This is a genomic window from Pseudomonas fluorescens (assembly GCF_902497745.1).
Classification (GTDB): domain Bacteria; phylum Pseudomonadota; class Gammaproteobacteria; order Pseudomonadales; family Pseudomonadaceae; genus Aquipseudomonas; species Aquipseudomonas fluorescens_BM.
This window is the reverse complement of sequence record NZ_CABVHJ010000025.1, coordinates 54,028-79,342: the sequence shown is the minus strand read 5'-3', so window position 1 is coordinate 79,342 and position 25,315 is coordinate 54,028. Positions and strand designations below refer to the sequence as shown.

The following is a 25,315-nucleotide window of genomic DNA, read 5'->3' as shown; positions in this document are numbered from 1 at the left end:
GCGGTTTTTTTACGCCGGGTGAAAAGTACCCGCGTCAGTAGTGCGGCGGTGGCGCCTCGTCTTCGAAGGACTCGAACTGGCCGACCATCTCTTCCTGGCGCTTGAGCAGGGCTGCCATCTGCAATTGCAGGCGCTCAACCACGCGCTGTTGGGCTACCAGCACGTCGTTCAATGCCTGAATGGTGTCATCCTGAAACGCCAGACGGCTTTCCAGATCGGTAACGCGTTCTTCCAGGCTCATGACTCAGCCCTCCACAAAGGTGAAATGCTCGGTCAGGACCAGTCGCAACCGCTCGCGAATGGCGGCGACCTGCTCGACATTGTAAGGCCTGGCCGGGTGCTTGCCCCAGACCGGCGCTGGCCAGGCCGCGTCATCGCGTTTACGCACAATCACATGCATGTGTAACTGGCTGACGACGTTACCCAGGGTTGCGACGTTCAGCTTGTCGGCGTCGAACAGATCCTTGAGCAACTCAGCCAGTGCGGTGGTTTCCTGCCACAACTGCTGTTGATCGGCGACATCCAACTGAAACAACTCACTGATATCGTCGCGACGAGGCACCAGGATAAACCAAGGGTAATTGGCGTCATTGGACAGCAGCAGTCGGCAAAGAGGGAAATCACCGATCGTCAGCGTGTCCTGTTGAAGTCGTGAATCTAAAGCAAACACTGCGCGCACTCCCGGCTGATCTTCATTATTCAGCTTAGCGGCCCTCCTCGCGAACGGCGCAACCAAGCGACAGGACGGCAGCATACCTGCGAATGCGCCAGCCTTCACGAAGGCTTGATTACGAACCGCTGCAAACGCCCCCGGATGGGACATTTACTCGCGCCACGCACCAACACAGTACCCGGACACACTTCTAACGTGGAGAAATGACCGAGAAAGGCTGACTCGTTCAGCATCCAGCCAGCTCTCAACTGTATGAATACCGAACAGCTGTAAAATTTTTTGCACCAAAAACGCACAGTACGTCTACGCTCACTGCGTCAGGCATCCGCCAAATACTCACTGGCGGGGTGAACCGGTAACGTTTTTGGTTGTCATGCTCGATCCTGCGTGTGGCAACACCATAGAAGGAATGGCGTCAAGCCCTGATAAAAAGGGGCTTGGCGTCCAGCATTTATGAGGTTTTTACAGTGACAGGCGGACGTTCAGAAAAATAACCGAAACGAAATTGCGGTTTGTGCACGCTTGTTGCATTCGTACCCATATGGACTATAAGCGCACCACGGGAAGTGGATGCCTTAAGCCCCATAAGAACAGTGGCAGGGTTGCCCGATGGAGATTCAAGTGTTTTGCCAGGGACTCTTTTTTACCGATGCAAAAAGGCCCATAAACAGCGAGAAAGTTGTCAGTCCGGCTGCGTCGGTACTGTGAATTTGCGACATCCACCACGCCATTTGCGACACCGTCGTAAAGATGCTGAAAGGTTGGATCAGCAAGTATCGCCAACATTGTCGGCGTGATATAAGTTTGCGCCGACACAAAAAGAAAGAGCCGCCCAGATAATAAAACAGGTGGGACGGCAGTACTCTTCTAAAACCAAAGGAGCAAATCACGATGCGCGTGATGAAGTGGAGCATGATCGCACTGGCAGTTGCTGCAGCCGCCAGTACTCAAGTGGCTACGGCCGCACCGTTTGTAAGTGACCAGTCTGAAGCCAAAGGTTTTGTTGAAGACGCGAAACTCACCGAGACGTTGAAGAACTACTACTTCAACCGCGACAACAAGAACGGCGGCGCTGATGTAAAGGACTGGACTCAGGGTTTCCTGACCAATTTCACCTCGGGTTACACCCAAGGTACCGTTGGTGTCGGTATTGATGCATTCGGCTACCTGGCCTTGAAACTCGATGGCGGTGACGGTACTTCCGGTTCGGGTAACATGAGCCGTAGCGACCACACTGATCCACTGAATGACTCCCGCGACGTTAATGACAGCCAAGGCAAAGCCGGCGCAGCCATTAAATTCCGCATCTCCAAAACAGAGCTGAAAGTCGGCGACCAACAGCCAAGCACTGCTCCAGTGTTCGCTATCGGCGGTTCCCGTATCCTTCCGCAAACTGCCAGCGGCTTCCAGCTGCAGAGCAGCGAGATCAAAGACCTTGACCTCGAAGCCGGTCACTTCTACTCGGCGACCAGCCAGGACAAGAACGCCCGTAACGGCGGCCTGTACTCCAACTACTCTGGCGTAGAAGCCGACTCGATCGACTATTTCGGCGGCAAGTACGGCATCACCGAAAACCTGAGCGCATCGCTCTACGGCGCCAAGCTGGAAGACATCTGGAACCAGTACTACGCCAACGTGAACCTCACCACGCCATTCGGTGGTGACACTTCGCTGAACACTGACTTCAACATCTACCGCACCACCGACACCGGTGACAAGCTGGCAGGCGACATCAGCAACACGACCTTCTCCCTGGCAACCGCGCTGTCGTTCCTGAAAGCACACACCTTCACCCTGGCCTTCCAGAAGGTCAACGGCGATACTCCGTTCGACTACATCGGCGTGGGTAAAAACAACCGTGGTGGCGACTCGATCTTCCTCGCCAACTCCATCCAGTACTCTGACTTCAACGGTCCTGGCGAGAAATCCGTGCAAGCCCGTTACGACCTGAAAATGGCCGAGTACGGCGTTCCAGGCCTGAGCTTCATGGTTCGTTACGTTAAAGGTTGGGACATCGACGGTACCGGCCTGTCTGCAAACAGCCAATACCGCACCAACACTGGCGCTCCGCTGTACGGTGAAGACGGCGAACACCACGAAACCAACTTCGAAGCCAAATATGTTGTTCAGTCTGGCCCGGCGAAAGATCTGTCCTTCCGCATTCGTCAGGCTTGGCACGTTGCCAACTCCGATCAGGGCGAAGGCGATGTCAAAGAGTTCCGTCTGATCACCGAATACCCACTGAACATCTTGTAATCGTCAGTGGTTAGTTTGGAAGCATAAAAAAAGGCCCATCTTGCGATGGGCCTTTTTTATTGCCTGTCACTTGCAATAGTTGCCTGACCGACAAGTCAGGCAATTAATTAGCAACCTATCATTGTGTTGCCGATTCCTGCACCACGCGAATCACGCGTTGCGGAAAAGGAATATCAATGCCGGCAGTCTTTAAACGATCACGCGACTGTTCGTTAAACATGAACATCACGTCCCAGTAGTCTGCAGTTTTAACCCACACACGCAGGGAAACAGTGATCGAACTGTCGCCCAAGGTCGAAATCACTGCCTGCGGGGCAGGATCCTGCAACACGCGTTCATCCTTGGCCAGATCCAGCAGCACCTGACGCGCCTTCTGCAGGTCAGCTTCGTAATCCACACCGACATCAAACACAACTTTGCGAGTCGGCTGACGGTTGGTGTTGGTGATAATGCCGTTAGACAGGTTGCCGTTTGGCACGATGATGGTTTTGTTGTCACCGGTACGCAGCACGGTGTGGAAGATCTGGATGCTGTCGACCGTACCCGATACGCCTTGCGCTTCGATCCAGTCACCGATCCGGAACGGACGGAACAGCAGAATCAGCACGCCGCCAGCGAAGTTCGCCAGGCTGCCCTGCAACGCCAGACCGATAGCCAGGCCGGCCGCACCGATGGCAGCAACGAACGAGGTGGTTTCAACACCGATCATCGAAGCGACGCTGACAATCAGCAGCACTTTGAGAATGATGTTCGCCAGGCTGCTGATAAAGCCTTGCAGCGCCAGATCGGCATTGCGCAAGGCCAGCAGACCGCCGAGCTTTTGCGTGACCTTGTTGATCAGCCACCAGCCGATGGCCAGAGTAATCACTGCCAGCAGCACGCGGCTGCCGTATTCCATGATCATTGGAATCCACGCCTGGGATGCCTTGACCAGGTTGTCCACCTCAGCATTCAAATCCATGTTCTATCTCCTGATTTCCGGCCATTCGGCACGCGAAAAATAAGCGGCAGAAACCCGCCGGGTGTACACAAAACAATGTGGGAGCGAGCCTGCTCGCGAAGGCGGTGTGTCAGTCAACTCATTACTGAATGACACGGCGCCTTCGCGAGCAGGCTCGCTCCCACAGGTCATCTGACCGAGCTTAGTCGCGGAAGTTGTTGAACTGCAGTGGCATGCCGAATTCCTTGGCCCGCAGCGCCGCGATGGCCTCTTGCAGGTCGTCACGCTTCTTGCCGGTCACGCGCACTTGCTCGCCCTGAATGGCGGCCTGCACTTTGAGTTTGGCGTCCTTGATGTGGCCGACGATCTTCTTCGCCAGTTCCTTGTCGATGCCTTCCTTGAGGATGGCGTCCTGCTTCATCAGCTTGCCCGATGCGTAGGCGTCTTTGACTTCAAGGCACTGCACGTCGATCTTGCGCTTGACCAGCGCCAGCTTGAGGATTTCGATCATCGCTTCGAGCTGGAACCCGGCTTCAGCGGTCAGGCTGACGGTGAGGTCCTTTTCCTTGAACTCGAAGCTGCCTTTGCCTTTCAGGTCATAACGACGATCGAGTTCCTTCACGGCGTTCTCGACCGCGTTGGTGAGTTCGTGTTTGTCCAGTTCGGATACCACGTCGAACGACGGCATGTAATCTCTCCAATAAAAAGGCGCGCTCGATGTGGATGGAGCGCGCTTGGCTTGCGGTTAAAATCGGGCTCATTATAACGGGTCTTTTCCCACCGATACGGCGAGCCGCACATGCCTGTACGCAATCGAGCAAAAAACTGATGGCCATCCCCTGGCATATTCTCGGCGCTGGCAGTCTCGGCACACTGTGGGCCACACGTCTGGCTCGCGCCGGCCTGCCGGTCAGACTGATCGTGCGTGATGCCGAACGCTTGCAAAGCTATAAGGCCGCGGGCGGCTTGACGCTGGTGGAGCAAGGTGTGGCGAGCAGCTATGCGGTTCCCGGCGAAACACCCGACAATCCCGAGCCAATCCGCCGCTTGCTGGTCGCGTGCAAGGCCTACGACGCCGAAAGCGCCGTCGCCCGCCTCGCCCCACGACTGACAGCGGACGCCGAACTGATCCTTCTGCAAAACGGCCTCGGCAGTCAGGACGCCGTCGCCAACCGTGTGCCACTGGCACGCTGCATCAGCGCTTCAAGCACCGAGGGTGCCTTTCGTGATGGCGACTGGCGCGTAGTGTTTGCCGGCCACGGCTTTACTTGGCTGGGCGACGCCGGCCATCCGGTCGCACCGATCTGGCTGGACGATCTCGACGCCGCGAAAATCCCCCACGAATGGAGCACCGACATCCTCACGCGCTTGTGGCGCAAACTGGCACTCAACTGTGCGATCAATCCGTTGACCGTGCTGCACAATTGCCACAACGGTGGTTTGCAGGAACACCATTGCGAAGTCGCCACCCTGTGCGCCGAACTCGCTGAGTTGCTGGAGCGTTGCGGCCAGCCGGCCGCCGCCGACAATCTGCAACAGGAAGTCGAGAGGGTCATCCACGCCACCGCCGCCAATTACTCATCGATGTTTCAGGACGTCGCCAACCAGCGCCGCACCGAAATCAGCTATCTATTGGGCCACGCCTGCAAAGTCGCCGCCCGCCACCAGTTGAACCTGCCGCACCTCAATCAATTGCAGCAGCGGCTGATCGCGCATCTGCACAGCCGTGGATTGCCCAGCGACTGAGCAGCGGCTACGCTGGCCACTTGTTCCTTTGCTGCGATAAACCTGATGCCATTGCGCCAGCGTCTCGAAAACCTGCCGGTCGGCCAGAAACTGCTGGCCGCCCTGCTGGTGCTGTTGACCACTGTTCTGCTGGTCGCCAACCTGACCTTTATCAGCGCCGCCTATTACATCTCCCAGGAAAGCATGGCGCCGCAGGCCTTGCAGACCATCGGCCGATTGATTGCCAACCCCAGTCTGGTCAGCGAAGCCCTGCAATCGCCGCAGAGCGCCGAACGCCTGCTCAAGGAACTCGACAGCTACTCGCCACTGCGCGCTGCCGCGCTGTATGACGGCAAGGGCGAACGCCTTGCGCAAGTCCAGCGCGGCGACAAACTCAACCTGCCGGAACGCTATCGGCATGTCGAAGCGTGGCAACTGACCGAGTTTCGCAGCAACCAGTTGATCACCCTGCCCCGCCCCGGCACCGCACCGGGCCACTTGTTGCTGGTGGCCAGCAGCGAACTGCCGATGGCCTTCTACACCGGCACGCTGACCGCCAGCCTCGGCATTCTGATTTTCAGTGTGTTGCTGTGGCTGGTGATTGCCCGGCAGATCAAACGTCTGATTACCCGGCCGATTCATCAGTTGGAAGAGCTCTCGCGTCAAGTCACTCGGGAAGAGAACTACGCCCTGCGCGCCTCACGCGGCAACCATGACGAAATCGGCAGTCTCGCCGAGGCGTTCAATACCATGCTGTCGCGCATCGAAGCCCGCGAGCAGCAACTCAAGCGCGCCCGCGATGACTCGCAAGCCGCCTACGATCAGGCCCAGGGGCTGGCCGAAGAAACCCGCCACACCAACCGCAAACTGGAACTCGAAGTCCAGGTGCGCAGCAAGATCGAGAAGAAGCTCACCGGTTTCCAGAACTACCTCAACAGCATCATCGACTCGATGCCCTCGGCGCTGATCGCCCTCGACGAGCAACTTTACGTCACCCAATGGAATCAGGAGGCCAGCGCCCTTTCCGGCACACGTCTGGACGAAGCGCTGAACCAGCCGATCTTTCTCGCCTTCGAACCGCTCAAGCCGTTTCTGCCGCAACTCAAGCAGACCGTCGAACAACACACCGTAGCGAAAATCGAGCGGGTAACGTGGTTCAAGGATGAAGAACCCAAGCATTACGCGCTGACGTTCTATCCATTGATGGGCGGTGCCGGGCGTGGCGTGGTGATCCGCATCGACGACATCACCCAGCGTCTGTCGCTGGAAGAAATGATGGTGCAGTCAGAGAAAATGCTCTCGGTCGGCGGTCTCGCCGCTGGCATGGCCCACGAGATCAACAACCCGCTGGGCGCGATCCTGCATAACGTGCAAAACATCCGGCGACGCCTGTCCGCCGATCTGCCGAAGAACCTCGAAACCGCCGAACAACTGGGCATCGAGCTGGACACGGTGAATAGCTACCTGCAGGGCCGCGAAGTGCCGCAATTGCTCGATGGCATTCAACAGGCCGGCGCTCGGGCAGCGAAAATCGTCACGCACATGCTCAGCTTCAGCCGTCGCAGCACCCGACAAATGGCGCCGTGCGATCTGCCGGCGCTGATCGATCAAGCCGTGGAAATCGCTGGCAACGACTTCGACCTGGCCATCGGCTTCGACTTCAAGGGCCAGGCGATCATCCGTCAGTTCGACCCGGCGCTCGGCCCGGTGCCGGGCACCGCCAACGAACTCGAGCAAGTGCTGCTCAACCTGTTGAAAAATGCCGCGCAAGCCATTCACCAGCGTGAAGACGATAGCGAGCCGGGGCGAATCATCCTGCGCACCAAGCTCAATCCGCCATGGGCTGAAATCCAGGTCGAAGACAACGGCATCGGCATGAGCGAGAACGTGCGCAAACGCACCTTCGAGCCGTTCTTCACCACCAAGGAAATCGGTCAGGGCACCGGGCTGGGCTTGTCGGTGTCGTATTTCATCATTACCAACAATCACAAAGGGCAGATGGAGGTGCAGTCAGCACCGGGCCAGGGCACGTGTTTCACCCTGCGCCTGCCGCTGACGCAACCGCTGCCCATCGCTGCCGAAACCAATCAATTATCGAGGTAACCCATGGGCTTTCGCCTGTCGAAAATCTACACCCGCACCGGTGACAAAGGCGAAACCGGCCTGGGCGATGGCCGCCGTGTGCCCAAGGATCATCCGCGCATCGAGGCGATTGGCGAAGTCGATACGCTGAACAGTCAGGTCGGCGTGTTACTGGCCGGGTTGATGGCCGAGCGCGAGACGTATCCGGGACTGAATGAATTGATCGAAGTGTTGGCGCCTTGTCAGCATCGCTTGTTCGATCTGGGTGGCGAGCTGGCAATGCCGGAGTATCAGGCGTTGAATGCGGCGGAGATCGAGCGGCTGGAAGCGGCAATCGATGTGTGGAACGAGGAGTTGGGGCCGCTGGAGAATTTCATTCTGCCGGGCGGCTCGATGCTGATTGCGCAGGCGCATGTGTGCCGGAGTCTGGCCAGGAGTGCCGAGCGGCGTTGTCAGCATTTGAATGCGCTGGAACCGTTGGCCGGGGTTGGGCTGGCGTATATCAATCGGTTGTCGGATTTGTTGTTTGTCGCGGCGCGGTTGATTGCGCGGCGGCAGGGGATTGCGGAGATTCTTTGGCAACCGGCGGTAAAACCTGCAGAAATCTAGCGCATGAAAGGTCGCCTTCGCGAGCAGGCTCGCTCCCACAGTTGATTGGGTTCATCCAGTTGGAATGCAGTCAAATGTGGGAGCGAGCCTGCTCGCGAAGAGGCCAGCAGCCTTTACAGAGAATCAGGCCAGAACGCGCGAATCCCCGCCACACCTTGAGCGCCGTGGCCCCAGGCTTTTTCGCGCTCCGCCGGGCCAACCCCACCCAACAGAAAAACCGGCTTACTAAAGCCTTCGATCAACGCCTCAGCCTGCTCCCAGCCCAGCGGCTGCGCATCCGGGTGGGTCAGGGTCGGCTGCACTGGCGACAGCGTGACGAAATCCACACCCATCTGCTCTGCCAGCGCCAACTCTTCAGCGTTGTGGCACGACGCCGCCAACCAGCGCTCCGCCGGCAACGGCCGCCCCGCCGCCGCGTACTTACGCAACTGTGCAGAGGTGATGTGCCAACCGGCAGACGGGAAATCGCCGAGCCATTCGAACGGCCCCTTGATCATCAGTTGCGCCTTGCCCGCGCAAAGACCAGCGGCATCGACAGCCAGATCGCGATACTTGGGGTCATAGCCGTTCGGCGCGCGCAGCTGGATCAATTTGATCCCACCGGCAATCGCCTTCTGGATACCGCGCAGCAGAGCCGGGGTTTCCAGATCCTCAGGGGTAATCAGGTACTCCGCCGGCAAACGCGCCGCCGCAAGGATCGGCTGGTTGGCGGCCGGGAACTCGTAGTTCGCCAATTCCTTCGCAGTCACCCAGGCCAATGGCTGGCCTTCGGCACCGTGCGGCTCGCCGGTGAATGCCGAGACTTCCCAGACATCCAGCAACACCTGCTTGTCCGGATAGTCGTGACGGACTTTGATCAACGGCCGTGCAGCGCCAACGACGATGCCCAGCTCTTCGTGCAACTCACGAGACAGCGCGCTTTCGACCGACTCGTCGGCCTCGACCTTGCCGCCGGGAAACTCCCACAAGCCGCCTTGATGCTGGGTGTCGGCGCGGCGGGCGATGAGGATCTTGCCGCTGTCGTCACGGATGACGGCAGCGGCGACGTGTACGCGTTTCACGGAATCAACTCCTCCAGTCCAGCCTTTTGCCACGCTTTGAAGGCGGGCCATTGGTAGACGGTTTCAACATAGGCTTGGTCGGCGGCCGGCAGCTGCACTTGGTAAGTGCGCAGACGCACGGCAATCGGTGCGAAGAAGGCGTCGGCCAGACTCACCCGACCGAACAGGTACGGCCCGCTCTCGGTCGCGGCGGCACGGCATTCGGCCCACAGCGCGAGCATGCGCTCGATGTCGACCTTCACTTCTGGCGGCACCGGGTTCAGCGGCGCGTCATGGTTGAGGTTGAACGGCATGTGATTGCGCATGGCGAAGAAGCCGCTGTGCATTTGTGCACAGGCGGATCGGGCTTGGGCGCGGGCGAAAATATCGCTCGGCCAGAGCTGTTCGGACGGAAACGTCTCGGCGAGGTATTCAGCGATGGCCAGCGAATCGGCGATGGTGCCGCGCGCCGTTTGCAGCAGCGGGACTTTGGCGGTCGGCGAATGCTTGAGCAGCAGTTCGCGGGTGTCGGGCTTGCCGAGTTTGATCAGTTCTTCGCTGTAGGGTGCGCCGGTCAGCTCGAGTGCCAATGCAGCACGCAGGGACCAGGAGGAAAGCAGTTTGTCGCCGATGATCAGGTGCAGGGACATGGGTGTGGCGCCTTTTCGTCAGAGGAAGTTTCTAAACTTGTCGTGTCTGAACCATCGCTTTCGCGAGCAAGCTCGCTCCCACAGGTTCTTGGGTGTACACAACATGTGTGAACGGCCGAAACCACTGTGGGAGCGAGCTTGCTCGCGAAGAGGCCTGCGGCCCGCTCCCACCTTTTGGATCAGGTGCGGTATTCGGCGTTGATCTTCACGTATTCATGCGACAGGTCGGTGGTCCAGATGGTTTCGCTGCAATTGCCGCGACCCAGCTCGATGCGGATGGTGATCTCTTCCTGCTGCATCACCGCCGAACCCTGGGCTTCAGTGTAGGTCGCCGCACGGGCGCCACGGCTGGCGATGCACACGTCACCGAGGAACACGTCGATCTTGCTTACGTCCAGATCCGGCACGCCGGCACGGCCGACGGCAGCCAGAATGCGGCCCCAGTTCGGGTCGGAGGCGAACAGCGCGGTCTTGATCAGCGGTGAATGCGCCACGGTGTAGCCAACGTCGAGGCATTCCTGATGGTTGCCGCCGCCATTCACTTCCACGGTGACAAACTTGGTCGCGCCTTCGCCGTCACGCACGATGGCCTGGGCCACGTCCATGCACACTTCGAACACCGCTTGCTTCAACTTGGCGAAGAGCTCGCCTTCGGCGCGGGTGATTTCCGGCAGCGCAGCCTTGCCCGTGGCGATCAGCATGCAGCAGTCGTTGGTCGAGGTGTCGCCGTCGATGGTGATGCGGTTGAACGACTTGTTGGCACCGTCGAGCATCAAGTTGTGCAGGACTTCGCGGGAGACTTTGGCGTCAGTGGCGATGTAACCCAGCATGGTCGCCATGTTCGGACGGATCATGCCCGCGCCTTTGCTGATACCGGTGACGGTGATGGTCACGCCGTCATGCTCGAACTGGCGGCTGGCGCCCTTCGGCAGGGTGTCGGTGGTCATGATCCCGGTAGCAGCGGCTTCCCAGTTGTTTTCCGACAGGTCGTCCAGCGCGGCTTGCAGCGCGCCTTCGATCTTCTCGACCGGCAGTGGCTCGCCGATCACGCCGGTGGAGTACGGCAGAATCTGCTCGGCAGCAACGCCGGTCAGCTCGGCCAGTCTGGCGGTGGTGCGCTCGGCGGCGGCCAGGCCCGGCTCGCCAGTGCCAGCGTTGGCGTTGCCAGTATTGGTCAGCAGGTAACGCACCGCATTCTGTACGCGTTTCTTCGCCAGGATCACCGGTGCGGCACAAAAGGCGTTCAACGTGAACACACCCGCCACGGTCGAGCCTTCGGCGCAGCGCATCACGACAACATCTTTGCGCCCGGGGCGCTTGATGCCGGCCGAGGCGATACCGAGTTCAAAACCGGCAACCGGGTGCAACGTTGGCAAAGGACCAAGACCAACAGCCATGAATGCGCTCCTTACTCAATGATGTCAGCACCGCCACGCGCAGTGACGGTGGTTTAAATGGCAAAACGCCGCGACGGCAGGAGCCGGTCGCGGCGCGGGTATTTCAGCAGTTGAAACGGGTTTTACTGGATCTGCCCGTGGCAATGCTTGAATTTCTTGCCCGAACCGCAGTAGCACAGTTCGTTGCGGCCCAGCTTCTGCTCGTTGCGAACCGGGGCGGTGGCGAGGGCGACATCGACCTCTTCACCCAGTACTTCCGGCTGCTCCAGACCTGGCGCTTCGGCGTGTTCGAACTGCATGCGGGCGGCCAGTGCTTCGGCTTCCTGACGCAGGCGTTGCTCTTCGGCTTCCGGATCTTCGCGGCGAACCTGAACGTGCGAGAGCACGCGGATCGAGTCGCGCTTGATCGAATCGAGCAGCTCGGAGAACAGCGTGAACGACTCGCGCTTGTATTCCTGCTTCGGATTCTTCTGAGCGTAACCGCGCAGGTGGATACCGTGACGCAGGTGATCCATGGTCGACAGGTGGTCTTTCCACAGGTCGTCCAGTACGCGCAGCACGATTTGTTTCTCGAAGGAGCGCAGTGCGTCGGCACCGGCTTGGTCTTCTTTCTCGTTGTACGCCGCCATCAGCTCGGTCATGAGCTTCTCGCGCAGGGTTTCTTCGTACAGGTGATCGTCTTCGTCGAGCCATTGCTGGATCGGCAGTGTCACGCCGAAATCGCTGGCAATCGACGCTTCCAGACCGGCCACGTCCCACTGCTCTGGCAGCGATTGCGGCGGAATGTGCGCGCTGACGGTGGCGTTGAGCACGTCCTGACGGAAATCGGCGATGGTTTCACCGATGTTGTCGGCGGCCAGCAACGTGTTACGCATGTGATAGATCACTTTACGCTGTTCGTTGTTGACGTCGTCGAACTCGAGCAGTTGCTTACGGATGTCGAAGTTGCGGCCTTCAACCTTGCGCTGCGCCTTCTCGATCGCGTTGGTCACCATGCGGTGTTCGATCGCTTCGCCCGGCTGCATGCCCAAAGCTTTCATGAAGTTCTTCACCCGATCAGAGGCGAAAATGCGCATCAGGCTGTCTTCCAGCGACAGGTAGAAGCGGCTCGAACCAGCGTCACCCTGACGACCGGCACGGCCACGCAGCTGGTTGTCGATACGACGGGATTCGTGACGCTCGGACGCGATCACCTGCAAACCGCCGGATTCCAGCACTTGCTGGTGACGTTTCTGCCAGTCGGCCTTGATCTGGGCAATCTGCTCAGGGGTCGGGTTTTCCAGCGACGCAACTTCAACTTCCCAGTTACCGCCCAACAGGATGTCGGTACCACGACCGGCCATGTTGGTGGCGATGGTCAGGGCGCCCGGACGACCGGCCTGCGCAATGATCTCGGCTTCTTTTTCGTGGAACTTGGCGTTGAGAACCTTGTGTTCGATGCCTTCCTTCACGAGCAATGCGGACATGTGCTCGGAGGTTTCGATGGTGGCAGTACCTACCAGCACCGGACGGCCGGCAGCCATGCTTTCCTTGATGTCCGTAACGATCGCCGCGTATTTCTCTTCGGCGGTCAGGAACACCAGGTCGTTGAAGTCTTTACGCGCCAATGGTTTGTTCGGCGGAATGACCATGACTTCCAGACCATAGATCTGGTGGAATTCGAACGCTTCGGTGTCAGCGGTACCGGTCATGCCGGACAGCTTGGTGTACAGACGGAAGTAGTTCTGGAACGTGGTCGAGGCCAGGGTCTGACTCTCGGCCTGGATGTTCAGGCCTTCTTTGGCTTCGATGGCCTGGTGCAGGCCTTCGGACAGACGGCGGCCCGGCATGGTACGGCCGGTGTGTTCGTCAACCAGTACGACCTGGCCGTCCTGCACGATGTATTCGATGTTGCGATTGAACAGTTTGTGCGCACGCAGACCGGCATACACGTGGGTCAACAGGCCCAGATTATGCGCCGAGTACAGGCTCTCGCCTTCAGCCAGGAGGCCGACGCGGGTGAGCATGTCTTCGATGAACTGGTGACCGGCTTCGTTGAGTTCGACCTGACGGGTCTTCTCGTCAACGGTGTAGTGGCCAGCCTTGGTGACTTCACCCTCGACTTCTTCAACGTGCAGTTCCAGCTGCGGGATCAGTTTATTGATCTCCATGTACAGCTTGGAGCTGTCCTCGGCCTGACCGGAAATGATCAGCGGGGTACGCGCTTCGTCGATGAGGATGGAGTCGACTTCGTCGATCACGGCAAAGTTGAGTTCGCGCTGGAATTTTTCTTCCATGCTGAACGCCATGTTGTCGCGCAGGTAGTCGAAACCGAATTCGTTGTTGGTGCCGTAGGTGATGTCGGCGGCATACGCCTGACGTTTCTCTTCCGGCGGCTGGAACGGCGTCACGACGCCAACGGTCAGGCCGAGGAATTCATACAGCGGGCGCATCCAGTTGGCGTCGCGGCGGGCCAGGTAGTCGTTCACCGTCACAACGTGCACGCCCTTGCCGGACAGTGCATTGAGGTAAACGCCCAGCGTTGCCACGAGGGTTTTACCCTCACCGGTGCGCATTTCGGCGATCTTGCCTTCGTGCAAGGTCATGCCACCGACGAGTTGCACGTCGAAGTGGCGCATACCCATGATGCGCTTGCCGGCTTCGCGGGCGACCGCAAAGGCTTCTGGCAACAGCTTGTCGAGGGTTTCCCCTTTGGCGATGCGGGCCTTGAACTCATCGGTCTTGGCGCGCAATTGATCGTCCGAAAGGGCCACCATTTGCTCTTCGAAGGCATTGACGAGCTGCACCGTCTTGAGCATGCGTTTGACTTCACGCTCGTTCTTGCTTCCAAAAAGTTTCTTTAACAAAGGCGCAAACATATCGGCAGGATCTTCCACACTAAAGGGATGGAGGGCGGCCCCGTGAGCGTCGCCCGTGCAGCCCTCATGGCCGCATGCGAACGAGCATTCTACCCGGAAACGGAAGTGAGGAAAGTGGCGATGTTCCACGATGCTGGCACTGCGCTTTGACGGGGCTCACTTAAAATAGGGGCGTTTTGCTCAACTTCAAGTCATACAAGGCAGAAGTTAGTCGTTGATTTAATGGGTAAAGCGGGGGCAAAAGCAATGGGCGAGTGATTTCGGCCTTTCTGCTACCATGGCGTTTCTGTTACTTCAGGTGTTCGATCATGGCATTTCGCCCTCTTACGGCCAGAGCACCCGCCGTTCTACTGCGCGAAGCCAAGCCGCTCAAAGCCATCCTCGGCCACGCCCAGCGCCTGGGTCATTTGCAACGCCTGCTCGAAAGCCAACTACAACCCGCCGCCCGCGAACACTGCCATGTGGCCTCGTGGCGCGAAGGCAGTCTGTTGCTGATTGTCACCGATGGCCACTGGGCCACACGCTTGCGCTACCAGCAAAAACGCCTGCAGCGGCAATTGCAGATGTTCGACGAGTTCGCCAGTCTGACGCGAATTCTATTCAAGGTGCAGCCGCCGACGGTTCAACGCGGGGCAACCGGGCACACGATGGACTTGTCGACGGATGCAGCGGCAACAATTCAGGCTACAGCGGACGGGATCAGTGATCCGGGTTTGCGCGCGGCGCTGGAGCGCCTGGCGGCACACGCCAAGGCCAAAACCTGAAGCAAAATCAAAAGATCGCAGCCTGCGGCAGCTCCTACAGATGAAACGCAATTCTCCTGTAGGAGCTGCCGCAGGCTGCGATCTTTGCTTTTAGCGGCGTTTGCTGCCGCCTAATAAAGAGCCCATCAGGCCGCGCACCAGTTGTTTGCCGAGATTGTTGGCAGCCTGGCGCATGGCTGACTTCAGTGCCTGCCCGGCTGCCGTCCCGAGAAACTCCCCTGCCCTGTCGGCAAGGCTTGGCTCTTCAACCGCTGGCTTGCCGGCGGGTGCCTCGGCCTCAGGCGCCAGGCCTTTACGGCCCATGAGAATTTCGTACGCCGACTCCCGATCAACCGGCTTGTCATAGCGCCCCTTGAACGGCGAACCCGCAATCAACAGCGTGCGCTCGGTCTCGGTCAACGGCCCGATCCGCGATTGCGGCGGTGCCACGAGTACGCGCTGGACCATTTCCGGCGTGCCTTTTTCCGTCAGCGTGCCGACCAGTGCTTCGCCAATCCCCAGCTCGGTCAGCACCGACAAACTGTCAAACGCCGGATTCGGCCGGAAGCCGTCCGCCACCGCGCGCAGGGATTTCTGCTCTTTGGCGGTAAAGGCGCGCAAGCCATGCTGGATGCGCAGGCCCAGTTGCGCCAGCACGTCATCCGGCAAGTCCGCCGGTGACTGCGTGACGAAATACACGCCCACACCTTTGGAACGAATCAAGCGCACCACTTGTTCCAGCCGCTCCTGCAGAGCCTTGGGCGTATCACCAAAGAGCAAATGCGCCTCATCGAAAAACAGCGCCAGCAGCGGTTTATCGGCATCGCCGCGCTCCGGCAACTGCTCGAACAGCTCCGCCAGCAGCCACAACAGGAACGTCGCGTAGACCTTCGGCGCCTCGTGCACCAGACGGCTGGCGTCGAGCAAGTGAATGCGCCCACGGCCATCGGCGGTCGGCTGCAGAATGTCTTCGAGTTGCAGTGCCGGTTCGCCAAACAAGGCTTCGGCGCCCTGCTGCTCAAGAATCGCCAGGCGGCGCAACAGCGCCTGACTGGAACCGGTGGTCATCAACGCCGCGTCTTCGCCCAACAGTTGCGGGTTGTCCTTGAGGTGATTGAGCAGCGCCTTCAGATCTTTCAGATCCAGCAGCAACAGACCTTCGCGATCGGCGACCTTAAAGGCTGCGTAGAGCGCCGACTGCTGACTGTCGGTCAGCTCCAGCAGGCTGCCGATCAGCAGCGGGCCCATTTCGCTCAGCGTGGTGCGCAGCGGATGACCGGACTCACCGTGGATATCCCACAAGGTCACCGGATAAGCCTGCGGCTTGTGGTTGAGCCACGGCATCCCGGCGATGCGCTCGGCAACCTTGCCTTGCGGGTTGCCGGCCGCACCGAGTCCGCACAGATCACCCTTGATATCAGCGGCAAACACCGCGACGCCAGCGTCGCTGAACGCCTCGGCCAAACGCTGCAAGGTGACGGTTTTACCGGTACCGGTGGCGCCGGCGACCAATCCGTGGCGGTTCGCCAGGCGCATGGCCTGAGCAATCTGTTGGCCTGCGAGATCGGCGCCGATTACGAGTTGCGAGGAGTCAGGCATTTTGTCACCCAATGGTTAATCTTTGATTCTGCATGGCCGATAAAGAAGAGTGAGAGACCCGACCACAAGTCAGGCCGGACATTTCCCTAAGGAGAGACGGAAATATCAGCTTGTTTTCACCCTTGCCCATTTCGCGCGCCTCTATAAAAGCACGCCCTGGACATTAAGACCTTAGCGGAACCCCAAGCCATGAACAAAAATCTGCGCTTCAGCCATAAAATTTTGCTTGCCGCCGCCCTTATCGTCATTGCTGCCTTCGCCTCGTTTACCTTGTACAACGACTGGCTACAGCGCAATGCGATCCGCGATGACCTGAACAACTATCTCAACGAGATGGGCGAAGTCACTGCCGGCAATATCCAGACCTGGCTCACCGGTCGCATTCTGCTGATCGAGAACGCCGCCCAGAACATCGCCATCAACCCGGAACCGGCCAATGTCGCCAGCCTGCTGGAACAGAAAGCCCTGACGTCGACGTTCATGGCGTCCTACCTCGGTGATGCCACCGGCCACTTCACCATCCGCCCGGATGCGAAGATGCCGGACGGTTTCGATCCACGCGTGCGCCCTTGGTATAAAGGTGCCGAGAGCAGCAGCACCTCGACCCTGACCGAACCGTACATCGACGCTGCCACCGGCCAGTTGATCATTTCCATCGCCACCGCCTCGAAAAAGGCCGGTCAGAGCGTCGGTGTGGTTGGCGGTGACCTGAGTCTGCAATCGCTGGTCGACACCCTCGCAGCGCGGGATTTCGACGGCATGGGTTATGTGTTCCTGGTCAGCGCCGACGGCAAGATCCTCGTGCACCCGGACAAGGCGCTGGTGATGAAATCACTCAAGGAAGCCTATCCGCAGGACACCCCACGCATCAGCAGCGACTTCAGTGAAGTCACCGTCGACGGCAAAACCCGCATCGTCACCTTCGCGCCGATCAAAGGCCTGCCGTCGGTGAACTGGTACATCGGTCTGTCGGTGGACAAGGATCAGGCCTTTGCGATGCTCAGCGAATTCCGCACCTCGGCAGTGATCGCGACCGTAATTGCCGTGGCGATCATCATTGCCCTGCTCGGCATGCTGATCCGCCTGCTGATCCAGCCGTTGCATGTGATGACCCGCGCCATGGAAGACATTGCCGATGGCGAAGGTGATCTGACCAAACGCCTGACGATCGTCAATAACGATGAATTCGGCATCCTCGGTACCGCGTTCAACCGTTTCGTCGAGCGTATTCACGGTTCGATCCGTGAAGTCTCTTCGGCGACCGGACAAGTCAACGAAGTCGCCCTGCGCGTGGTCGCTGCGTCGAACTCGTCGATGTACAACTCCGATCAGCAAGCTTCGCGCACCAGCAGCGTAGCCGCCGCGATCAACCAGCTCGGCGCCGCCGCGCAGGAAATCGCCCGCAATGCAGCACAAGCGTCGAATCAGGCCAGTGATGCACGCGGCCTCGCCGAAGACGGCCAGCAAGTGGTGGATCGCAGCATCAAAGCGATGAATCAGCTGTCGAGCATGCTCAGCGCGTCGAGCAGCAACATCGAGTCGCTGAACAGCAAAACCGTGAACATCGGCCAGATTCTTGAAGTGATCACCAGCATCTCCCAGCAGACCAATCTGCTGGCGCTCAACGCGGCGATTGAAGCGGCGCGTGCCGGTGAGGCTGGCCGAGGTTTCGCCGTGGTGGCCGATGAAGTGCGCAACCTGGCGCACCGCACGCAAGAATCGGCGCAGCAAGTGCAGACGATGATCGAGGAGCTGCAAGTCGGCGCCCGTGAATCGGTAGGCACCATGAGCGACAGCCAGCGCCACAGTCAGGACAGCGTCGAGATTGCCAACCTCGCCGGAGAGCGTTTGAACAGCGTGACGCAGCGCATTGGCGAGATCGACGGGATGAACCAGTCGGTGGCCACCGCAACCGAGGAGCAGACCGCCGTGGTTGAGTCGATCAACGTCGATATCACCGAGATCAACACGCTGAACCAGGAAGGCGTGGAGAACTTGCAGGCAACGTTGCGGGCTTGTTCGGATCTGGAGCAACAGGCTTCGCGTCTGAAGCAGTTGGTTGGCAGCTTCCGCATCTGAAGATCAAGAGCCTTACCCCCTCACCCCAGCCCTCTCCCCCAGGGGGGCGAAGGGGGAAGGGAGCCGATCGGGGGATTTTCCAGACCTGAGTTCGACTCAGGCCCCTCAGGTCGATGTACTTTCAACACCCACCTCGGTCAGTCCCCTCTCCCTTTGGGAGAGGGCTAGGGTGAGGGGCTCTTCAGCTCTTCAGCCCCACCGCGCAATCCCGACCGAACATCTATTATTGATAAAGGTCAACCAAGGGAGAACCACGCAGCGGAGGGATGATCACCGTGCATATCGCCGACATCACCATGTTCTACGCCCCGGCCAGCGGTGGCGTGCGCACTTATCTGGATGCCAAGCATCGCCGGCTGGGAGTCAAACCCGGCATTCGTCACAGCCTGCTGATTCCCGGCGCGCACTTCGGTGAACACGATGGCGTTTATACGGTTCCCGCCCCCGCCCTGCCCTTCGGCAAAGGGTATCGCTTCCCGCTGCGCCTCGCGCCTTGGCGAAATGTCCTGCAGGATTTGCAGCCCGATCTGATCGAAGTCGGCGACCCTTACCTGACGGCCTGGGCCGCACTGGATGCGCGGCGACAACTGGATGTGCCGGTGATCGGTTTTTATCATTCGGACCTGCCACTGCTGATCGGCAATCGTATGGGGCATTGGGTCACGCCGAATATCGAGGCGTATGTCACCCGGCTCTACGGCAACTTCGACCGCGTACTGGCACCCAGCCAGGTGATGGCTGACAAACTCAGCGGACTTGGCGTGCGCAATGTCTTCGTGCAGCCCTTGGGCGTGGACCTGCAAACCTTTCATCCTGAAGCGCAGGACCGCAATCTGCGCGCAGAACTGGGCATCGCCGAGGACACACGCCTGCTGATTTTCGCCGGACGTGGCTCGAAAGAGAAAAACCTGCCAGTGCTGCTCAACTGCATGAAACGCCTCGGCCCGCGTTATCACCTGCTGCTGGTCGGCTCATCGATGCCCGCCGTGGTGCCGGAAAACGTCAGTGTGATCGACGAGTTCTGCCCTGCCTGGCGAGTCGCGCAGTTGATGGCCAGTGCCGACGCACTGGTGCATGCCGGTGATCAGGAGACTTTCGGACTGGTGATTCTTGAAGCCATGGCCTGCGGCATTCCCGTGGTCGCCGTGGCAGCGGGAGCCTTTGAAGAAATCGTTACCGAGTCATGCGGCCTGCTCTGTGCGCCGAACAACCCGCAGGCGATGGCCAATGCCGTGCGCGAGCTGTTCAGTCGTGGCTGCGTGGGACTTGGCCAACAGGCGCGCGAACATGTCGAGCAACATTACGCGTGGGATGCGGTGGTCGACAGCCTGCTCAGTCACTATCACGCCGTCCTCGGCCACGCACTGCCACGGGTGGTCAATGGCTGAGTCGATGAATCACCCTGCCGTGTTGCTGGTGCTGCACGATGTGGCGCCCTCGACATGGGCGGATTACCAGCCGTTTGTCGAGGCCGTCGACGCAATGGGCCATGTGCCGATGACCTGGCTGGTGGTGCCGGACTTCCATCGACGCAACGCCCTGCAGGCTCACCCGTCGTTTCGTCGAATGCTCGATGAGCGCGTCGCCCGTGGCGATGAACTGGCTCTGCACGGCTATTTCCATGATGACCAGGAGCCCGGCCCGACGACCCCGCGTGACTGGTTCATGCGCCGGATCTACACCCACGAAGGCGAGTTCTACGGTTTGCCCCCTGAAACCGCCCTCGCCCGCCTGCGCGCTGGCATCGAGTTGTTTCGGCGCTACGACTGGCCACTGCACGGCTTCGTCGCCCCGGCGTGGTTGATGAGCGACGGCACACGCCAGGCACTGCGCCAATTGCCGCTGAGCTACACCAGTGATCCGCAGCATCTCTATCGCTTGCCGGATTTCACCGCCATCAACGCTCCGGGCCTGGTCTGGAGTGCCCGCAGCGCCTGGCGCCGTGGCTTGTCAAAAATTGTCAGCGAGCAGCGGGAGCAGCGCTGGCGTCAGGCGCCGGTCATTCGGCTAGGCTTGCACCCGGTGGACATGCGCCATAGATTCTCTCGTGATTACTGGTTGCACACCCTTGAACGATTGCTGGCGGAAGGACGCGTACCGATGACCAAAGTGCACTGGCTCGCTCAACAGCGCGGTCTATTGGAACGCGTGGCATGAGCCGCGGCATCCTGTTATTGATCGGCCTGCTCGCGGCAGTGCTGATCCCGGTGGTGCTCGGCGGCAGCGAAACCTGGGTGCGCCTGCAAAGCTTTCCGTTGCAATGGTTGCTGGTGATGTTCGGCATGATCCTGCTGTGCTGGGGCATCAATACCCTGCGTTTGCGTTTGTTGCTCGGCGATCAACGCGACCGCGTCACGCCGCTGAAAAGTCTTGGCGTGGTCATGGCCGCCGAATTCGCCTATTGCGCGACACCCGGTGGCAGTGGCGGGCCGCTGACGATCATGGCCCTGCTGGCCCGATCGGGCGTGCGCCCGGCGCGGGGCAGCGCGGTGTTTGCCATGGATCAGCTCAGCGACTTGCTGTTCTTTCTCTGCGCCCTGAGCGGGATTCTGATTTATGCGCTGTTTCAGCATCTGAGCGATCGACTGGAGTGGCTCCTGACCGTCAGCGCCGTGTCGTTGTTTGGCGGTCTGTTCAGTTGCGTGTTGGTCGCGCGCTACCATCGCGCGTTGATTCGACTGAGCGGGCGTCTATTGGCAAGGGCCAACGTCAAGGTCAGCACCCGGCGTCGCTGGGCGCGCAAGTTGCTGCACTTTCTCGCGGCTTTTACCGACACGCTGAAGTTGCCCTGGCAGACACTGGTCAAGGTTTTTGCGCTGACGTGCGTGCATTGGCTGCTGCGCTACAGCGTGTTGTATCTGGCGGTACGCGGTCTGGGCGCAGACTTGCAGTGGGCCTGGAGCTTTCTGGTGCAGATGCTGTCGCTGGGCGCCGGACAATTCAGCCTGCTGCCCGGCGGTGCGGGGGCGGCGGAACTGACATCGGCGGCACTGTTGGCGCCGATGATCGGGAAATCCACCGCAGCGGCGGCGATTCTGATCTGGCGGGTGGTGACCTACTACTTCTATCTATTGGTGGGTGGCCCGGTGTTTCTGTTGATGCTCGGGCGACCGTTGCTGAAGAAACTGATGAATGTCAGGCAGGCTTCTTAGCTTCGTCCTGATCCTCTTTGAGCTGTTCCCACAACTCGGCGGCGCCGGGAAACTCGGTGCCATCTTCAGGGCTCATGTCCTCCGGGTCATAACGGCTCAGACAACCTTCACCGAGGGTCGCCGGGGCTTTGGATGTGGCTTTGTCCAGTGGATCGCTCATGAACTTTTCCTCGGACTTGAATAAAAAAAGGCCTGAGCGATTGAACGCCCAGGCCTTGGTTTTTTCAAGCCTGTGTGATTTGAATCAGAACACCACAGTCTTGTTGCCGTGCACCAGCACGCGGTCTTCGAGGTGATAGCGCAGGCCACGAGCAAGCACCATCTTCTCGACGTCACGGCCGAAACGCACCATGTCTTCGATGCTGTCACTGTGGCTGACGCGGACCACGTCCTGCTCGATGATCGGGCCGGCGTCCAGCTCTTCGGTCACGTAGTGGCAGGTCGCGCCGATCAGTTTCACGCCACGCAACGACGCCTGGTGATACGGCTTGGCGCCAACGAACGACGGCAGGAAGCTGTGGTGAATGTTGATGACTTTATGTGCATATTCACGGCACATGTCTGGCGGCAGGATTTGCATGTAGCGCGCCAGCACCACCACTTCGGCATCGTGCTGTTTGACCAGCCGCGACACTTCATCGAAGGCTGGTTGCTTGTCCTGCGGATTGACCGGGACGTGGTAATAAGGAATGCCGTGCCACTCGACCATGCTGCGCAGGTCGTCATGGTTGGAAATCACACAGGAAATTTCGCAGTCCAGTTCGTCGCTGTGCCAGCGGTGCAGCAAGTCAGCGAGGCAGTGGGATTCGCGGCTGGCCATCAGCACAACACGCTTTTTCTGCTCGGTGTCGGTGATGCGCCAGTCCATCGAGAACTCTTCGGCGATCGGCGCAAACTTCTCGCGCAACACTTCAATACCGAAAGGCAGCGAATCGGCACGAATTTCGTGACGCATGAAGAACCAACCCACTTGATTGTCCGAGTGGTGGCTCGCTTCGGTGATCCAGCCGTTGTGGGCTGCCAGAAAATTACTGACTTTGGCAACAATGCCAACGCGGTCCGGGCAAGAAATCACCAGCCGAAAAGTGCGCATGAGGGGGAAACTCCAGAACTTCGCAAAGGCCGCCATTCTAGCGGCTGCGCGGGAAAACTGCAGTATTGATCAGCACGGCCCCGGTGAGGCTCGGCGCTACGGATGCTTGACGGGGTGATCGTCCACCTCACAGTGATCCCGTGGTATCGCTTGATCAGACAACTGTGAATATCTGTGATGACTGGGTCACACTATTTAACTGAATATTCAATAGATGGCAGTTTCTCGTAACTAATTTAAATAAAAACTCCGGTTAAATGTTTACTTGATGAAACAGCCTGACTATTATTGCGGCACTGTCCCCCTGCCATTCAGCACTCTACTAAGGTAGTAATCATGTCCTTGATCAACGAATACCGCGCCACCGAAGAAGCTATCAAAGAGCTGCAAGCCCGTTTGAAGAACCTGTCGCAAGACGACAAACTGCAAGCCGAGCTGGAATTCGAAGGCAAACTGCGCACCCTGATGGGCGAATACTCCAAGTCCCTGCGTGACATCATCGCGCTGCTGGACCCGGAAGCAAAAACCAAAGCAGTACGCGGCGGCGCAGTAAAAACTACCGGCACCAAGCGTGCCCGCAAAGTTAAACAATACAAAAACCCGCACAACGGCGAAGTCATCGAAACCAAAGGTGGCAACCACAAGACTCTGAAAGAGTGGAAAGCCAAGTGGGGCGGTGACGTGGTTGAAGGCTGGGCTACCCTGCTGGGCTAAGCCGCAACGCTTTCGCAGAGCGATCCGCGAAAAAACAAACGCCAGCGAATGCTGGCGTTTTTTTATGCACGGCATTTAAGCCCGGTCATGTTCGATTTCAAAGATTCAAACGTTTGCGCAATGCCTGGACATAATTCTGCCATTCATTGAGCACCTCACTCTGCAGCGGCGTGGCATTAAGTGACCATTGCTCTGCCGCCTCGCTAAAAGTCTTCAAGGTATTCGGCGCGCCGTATTCAGGTGCGGACAACCGCTGCTGACAAAATAATCTCCAGCGTTCTTGCTCTTCGAAATTCAACGTCTCGGGAAAGTTACGCGCGCGATATCGAAAGAGTAATTCGGGCAAACGTTCGTCATCGAAAGGCCATTGCTCTTGCGCTAGTTGTGCCGGATCGGCGCTCCTCACTTGCTCACATAGACGTCGATCACGGTCACCGATAAATCCGTCGTACAACTGTTGTTCGGGATCCTCGCTCGGTGCGAAATCTTCGCTGGCATAAATTGCCGCAACTTTATCTTTCCAAACTTGTTGTGCGTCAGTTAGCCGCAGTGCTCGCTGTTGATACAGCGCCATGTCCAGCCCCAGACGCTGCTGATCCTGCTCGCGCAAAACCGCAAGCGGTGCCACCACCGGGCAACGGTTGATATGAATCAGCTTGAGCGGCACCGGCAACTCGCCTTCCAGCAAATCATCGCGACGCGTGTACAAACGCTGACGCAGGGTTTGCGCGTCCAGATCGAGCAAGCCCTGTGGGTCGAGGTGCAGGTCACAGACGATCAGTGCATTACGGTTTTTCGGGTGCCATGCCAGTGGCAGCACCACGCCGACATAACTGCGTGCCGCCGAGAAACGCCCTGAAATATGCACCAGTGGCTGCAACAGGCGAATCTGGTCCATGACTTTCTGCTTGCTGCGCAACTGAAACAGCCAGTCATACAGCTTCGGCTGTTTTTCGCGGATCAACCGCGCCAGTGCGATGGTGGCGCGCACGTCTGACAAGGCTTCGTGGGCGTGACCATGATCGATATTGTTCGCTGCCGTCAGGCGTTCGAGCTTGAGCGTCACCCGGCCTTCGTCATCGGTCGGCCAGACCAGACCGTCAGGACGCAGCGCGTAAGCAGCGCGCACCACATCGATCAGATCCCAGCGACTGTTGCCGCCCTGCCACTCCCGCGCGTAGGGGTCGAAGAAGTTGCGATACAGGCTGTAGCGGGTCATCTCGTCGTCGAAACGCAGCGTGTTGTATCCCGCGCCGCAGGTGCCGGGGGCGGCCAGCTGAGCGTGAACCCGCGTCATGAAATCCGCCTCGCTCAAACCCTTTTCGGCGAGCTGACCCGGGGTGATACCGGTGATCGCGCACGCCGCCGGATGCGGCAGGATGTCTTCGCTGGGCTGGCAGTAGAGATTCACCGGCTCGTCGATTTCGTTGAGCGCATGGTCGGTGCGAATCCCGGCCACCTGCAACGGGCGATCGTTGCGCGGATTGATGCCAGTGGTTTCGTAGTCGTACCAGAAGATTGAAGTCACGGGCGGTTCCTGAACTGAAGATCGGCGAAGTCTAGGCGCTCGACCGCTGTCGCGGCCAGCCTTGAAACATTCAAACACCTAGTGTCACTCGCTGTGCAATACATAGTTATGTCGTTTCCCCCCGAGAGGCTGCTAGCATCGGCCTCACTTGCACCCCGAACAGGCGAACATCAGGTA

The 25,315-nt window shown here is 59.1% G+C and carries 22 protein-coding genes; 10 read left to right on the top strand and 12 right to left on the bottom strand.

What is annotated here, in order from left to right; genetic code table 11:
• Positions 1-34: 34 nt before the first annotated feature.
• A complete protein-coding gene (locus F8N44_RS27875) occupies positions 35-241 on the bottom strand; it encodes a SlyX family protein (protein WP_038366649.1) in 207 nt (68 codons plus the stop codon).
• A 3-nt stretch (positions 242-244) separates the two neighbouring features.
• A complete protein-coding gene (locus tag F8N44_RS27870; RefSeq protein WP_150652586.1) occupies positions 245-670 on the bottom strand; it encodes an HIT domain-containing protein in 426 nt (141 codons plus the stop codon).
• 894 nt (positions 671-1,564) lie between these two features.
• Between F8N44_RS27870 and F8N44_RS27865 the strand changes: the two genes are divergently transcribed.
• Positions 1,565-2,929, top strand: coding sequence for an OprD family porin (locus tag F8N44_RS27865; RefSeq protein ID WP_150652585.1), 1,365 nt, complete (start codon positions 1,565-1,567; stop codon positions 2,927-2,929).
• A gap of 118 nt (positions 2,930-3,047) precedes the next feature.
• On the opposite strand, the gene F8N44_RS27860 is transcribed toward F8N44_RS27865, so the two are convergent.
• Positions 3,048-3,890, bottom strand: coding sequence for a mechanosensitive ion channel family protein (locus tag F8N44_RS27860; RefSeq protein ID WP_034153426.1), 843 nt, complete (start codon positions 3,888-3,890; stop codon positions 3,048-3,050).
• Between the two features lie 181 nt (positions 3,891-4,071).
• On the bottom strand, positions 4,072-4,557 hold the full coding sequence (locus F8N44_RS27855; protein ID WP_008080210.1) for a YajQ family cyclic di-GMP-binding protein: 486 nt from the start codon (positions 4,555-4,557) through the stop codon (positions 4,072-4,074).
• 140 nt (positions 4,558-4,697) lie between these two features.
• Here F8N44_RS27855 and F8N44_RS27850 point away from each other — a divergent pair, with 140 nt between their 5' ends.
• Genes F8N44_RS27850 through F8N44_RS27840 form a run of 3 tightly spaced genes read left to right on the top strand, consistent with a single transcriptional unit; the run spans position 4,698 to position 8,285 of the window.
• On the top strand, positions 4,698-5,615 hold the full coding sequence (locus F8N44_RS27850) for a putative 2-dehydropantoate 2-reductase (protein WP_150652584.1): 918 nt from the start codon (positions 4,698-4,700) through the stop codon (positions 5,613-5,615).
• Positions 5,616-5,660: 45 nt separating this feature from the next.
• A complete protein-coding gene (locus F8N44_RS27845) occupies positions 5,661-7,697 on the top strand; it encodes a HAMP domain-containing sensor histidine kinase (protein WP_150652583.1) in 2,037 nt (678 codons plus the stop codon).
• 3 nt (positions 7,698-7,700) lie between these two features.
• Entirely contained in the window at positions 7,701-8,285 is a 585-nt protein-coding gene (locus tag F8N44_RS27840) for a cob(I)yrinic acid a,c-diamide adenosyltransferase (protein ID WP_150652582.1), read from the top strand.
• A 113-nt stretch (positions 8,286-8,398) separates the two neighbouring features.
• On the opposite strand, the gene F8N44_RS27835 is transcribed toward F8N44_RS27840, so the two are convergent.
• From F8N44_RS27835 to secA, 4 genes are all read right to left on the bottom strand, one after another.
• The gene (locus tag F8N44_RS27835) at positions 8,399-9,346 is read right to left on the bottom strand and encodes a Nudix family hydrolase (protein WP_150652581.1); all 948 of its coding nucleotides are present in this window, start codon (positions 9,344-9,346) and stop codon (positions 8,399-8,401) included.
• On the bottom strand, positions 9,343-9,975 hold the full coding sequence (locus F8N44_RS27830) for a glutathione S-transferase family protein (RefSeq protein WP_150652580.1): 633 nt from the start codon (positions 9,973-9,975) through the stop codon (positions 9,343-9,345). Before F8N44_RS27830 ends, F8N44_RS27835 begins: the two co-directional genes overlap by 4 nt.
• Positions 9,976-10,154: 179 nt before the next feature.
• Positions 10,155-11,372, bottom strand: coding sequence for a bifunctional glutamate N-acetyltransferase/amino-acid acetyltransferase ArgJ (gene argJ / locus F8N44_RS27825; RefSeq protein ID WP_150652579.1), 1,218 nt, complete (start codon positions 11,370-11,372; stop codon positions 10,155-10,157).
• Positions 11,373-11,494: 122 nt separating this feature from the next.
• Complete coding sequence (secA, locus tag F8N44_RS27820; protein WP_150652578.1) at positions 11,495-14,230, bottom strand: preprotein translocase subunit SecA; 2,736 nt, start codon at positions 14,228-14,230, stop codon at positions 11,495-11,497.
• A 308-nt stretch (positions 14,231-14,538) separates the two neighbouring features.
• On the opposite strand from secA, the gene F8N44_RS27815 reads away from it, so the two are divergent.
• Positions 14,539-14,994, top strand: coding sequence for a DUF721 domain-containing protein (locus F8N44_RS27815; protein WP_150652577.1), 456 nt, complete (start codon positions 14,539-14,541; stop codon positions 14,992-14,994).
• Positions 14,995-15,084: 90 nt separating this feature from the next.
• Here the strand turns inward: F8N44_RS27815 and F8N44_RS27810 are convergent, their stop codons facing one another.
• Positions 15,085-16,572: a helicase HerA-like domain-containing protein gene (locus tag F8N44_RS27810; RefSeq protein ID WP_150652576.1), complete on the bottom strand. Its 1,488-nt coding sequence runs from the start codon at positions 16,570-16,572 to the stop codon at positions 15,085-15,087.
• 189 nt (positions 16,573-16,761) lie between these two features.
• On the opposite strand from F8N44_RS27810, the gene F8N44_RS27805 reads away from it, so the two are divergent.
• The 4 genes from F8N44_RS27805 (at position 16,762) to F8N44_RS27790 (ending at position 21,803) form a co-directional block, all read left to right on the top strand.
• Positions 16,762-18,651, top strand: coding sequence for a methyl-accepting chemotaxis protein (locus F8N44_RS27805; RefSeq protein WP_150652575.1), 1,890 nt, complete (start codon positions 16,762-16,764; stop codon positions 18,649-18,651).
• 266 nt (positions 18,652-18,917) lie between these two features.
• Complete coding sequence (locus F8N44_RS27800; protein ID WP_191630960.1) at positions 18,918-20,039, top strand: glycosyltransferase family 4 protein; 1,122 nt, start codon at positions 18,918-18,920, stop codon at positions 20,037-20,039.
• Entirely contained in the window at positions 20,032-20,808 is a 777-nt protein-coding gene (locus F8N44_RS27795) for a DUF2334 domain-containing protein (RefSeq protein ID WP_150652574.1), read from the top strand. Before F8N44_RS27800 ends, F8N44_RS27795 begins: the two co-directional genes overlap by 8 nt.
• Complete coding sequence (locus F8N44_RS27790) at positions 20,805-21,803, top strand: lysylphosphatidylglycerol synthase transmembrane domain-containing protein (protein ID WP_150652573.1); 999 nt, start codon at positions 20,805-20,807, stop codon at positions 21,801-21,803. Before F8N44_RS27795 ends, F8N44_RS27790 begins: the two co-directional genes overlap by 4 nt.
• On the opposite strand, the gene F8N44_RS31450 is transcribed toward F8N44_RS27790, so the two are convergent.
• Both F8N44_RS31450 and purU read right to left on the bottom strand, forming a co-directional pair.
• Positions 21,787-21,963 (bottom strand): hypothetical protein, encoded by a 177-nt coding sequence (locus F8N44_RS31450; protein WP_174245079.1) that lies wholly within the window; start codon positions 21,961-21,963, stop codon positions 21,787-21,789. The genes F8N44_RS27790 and F8N44_RS31450 overlap by 17 nt on opposite strands.
• An 84-nt stretch (positions 21,964-22,047) precedes the next feature.
• Positions 22,048-22,896 carry a formyltetrahydrofolate deformylase gene (gene purU, locus F8N44_RS27785; protein ID WP_007912774.1) on the bottom strand — a complete coding sequence of 283 codons (849 nt, stop codon included), beginning with the start codon at positions 22,894-22,896 and terminating at the stop codon, positions 22,048-22,050.
• Positions 22,897-23,232: 336 nt separating this feature from the next.
• Here purU and mvaT point away from each other — a divergent pair, with 336 nt between their 5' ends.
• Positions 23,233-23,610 (top strand): histone-like nucleoid-structuring protein MvaT, encoded by a 378-nt coding sequence (gene mvaT, locus F8N44_RS27780; RefSeq protein WP_007912775.1) that lies wholly within the window; start codon positions 23,233-23,235, stop codon positions 23,608-23,610.
• A 97-nt stretch (positions 23,611-23,707) separates the two neighbouring features.
• On the opposite strand, the gene sbcB is transcribed toward mvaT, so the two are convergent.
• Entirely contained in the window at positions 23,708-25,138 is a 1,431-nt protein-coding gene (gene sbcB, locus F8N44_RS27775) for an exodeoxyribonuclease I (protein ID WP_150652572.1), read from the bottom strand.
• Between the last annotated feature and the right edge of the window lie 177 nt (positions 25,139-25,315).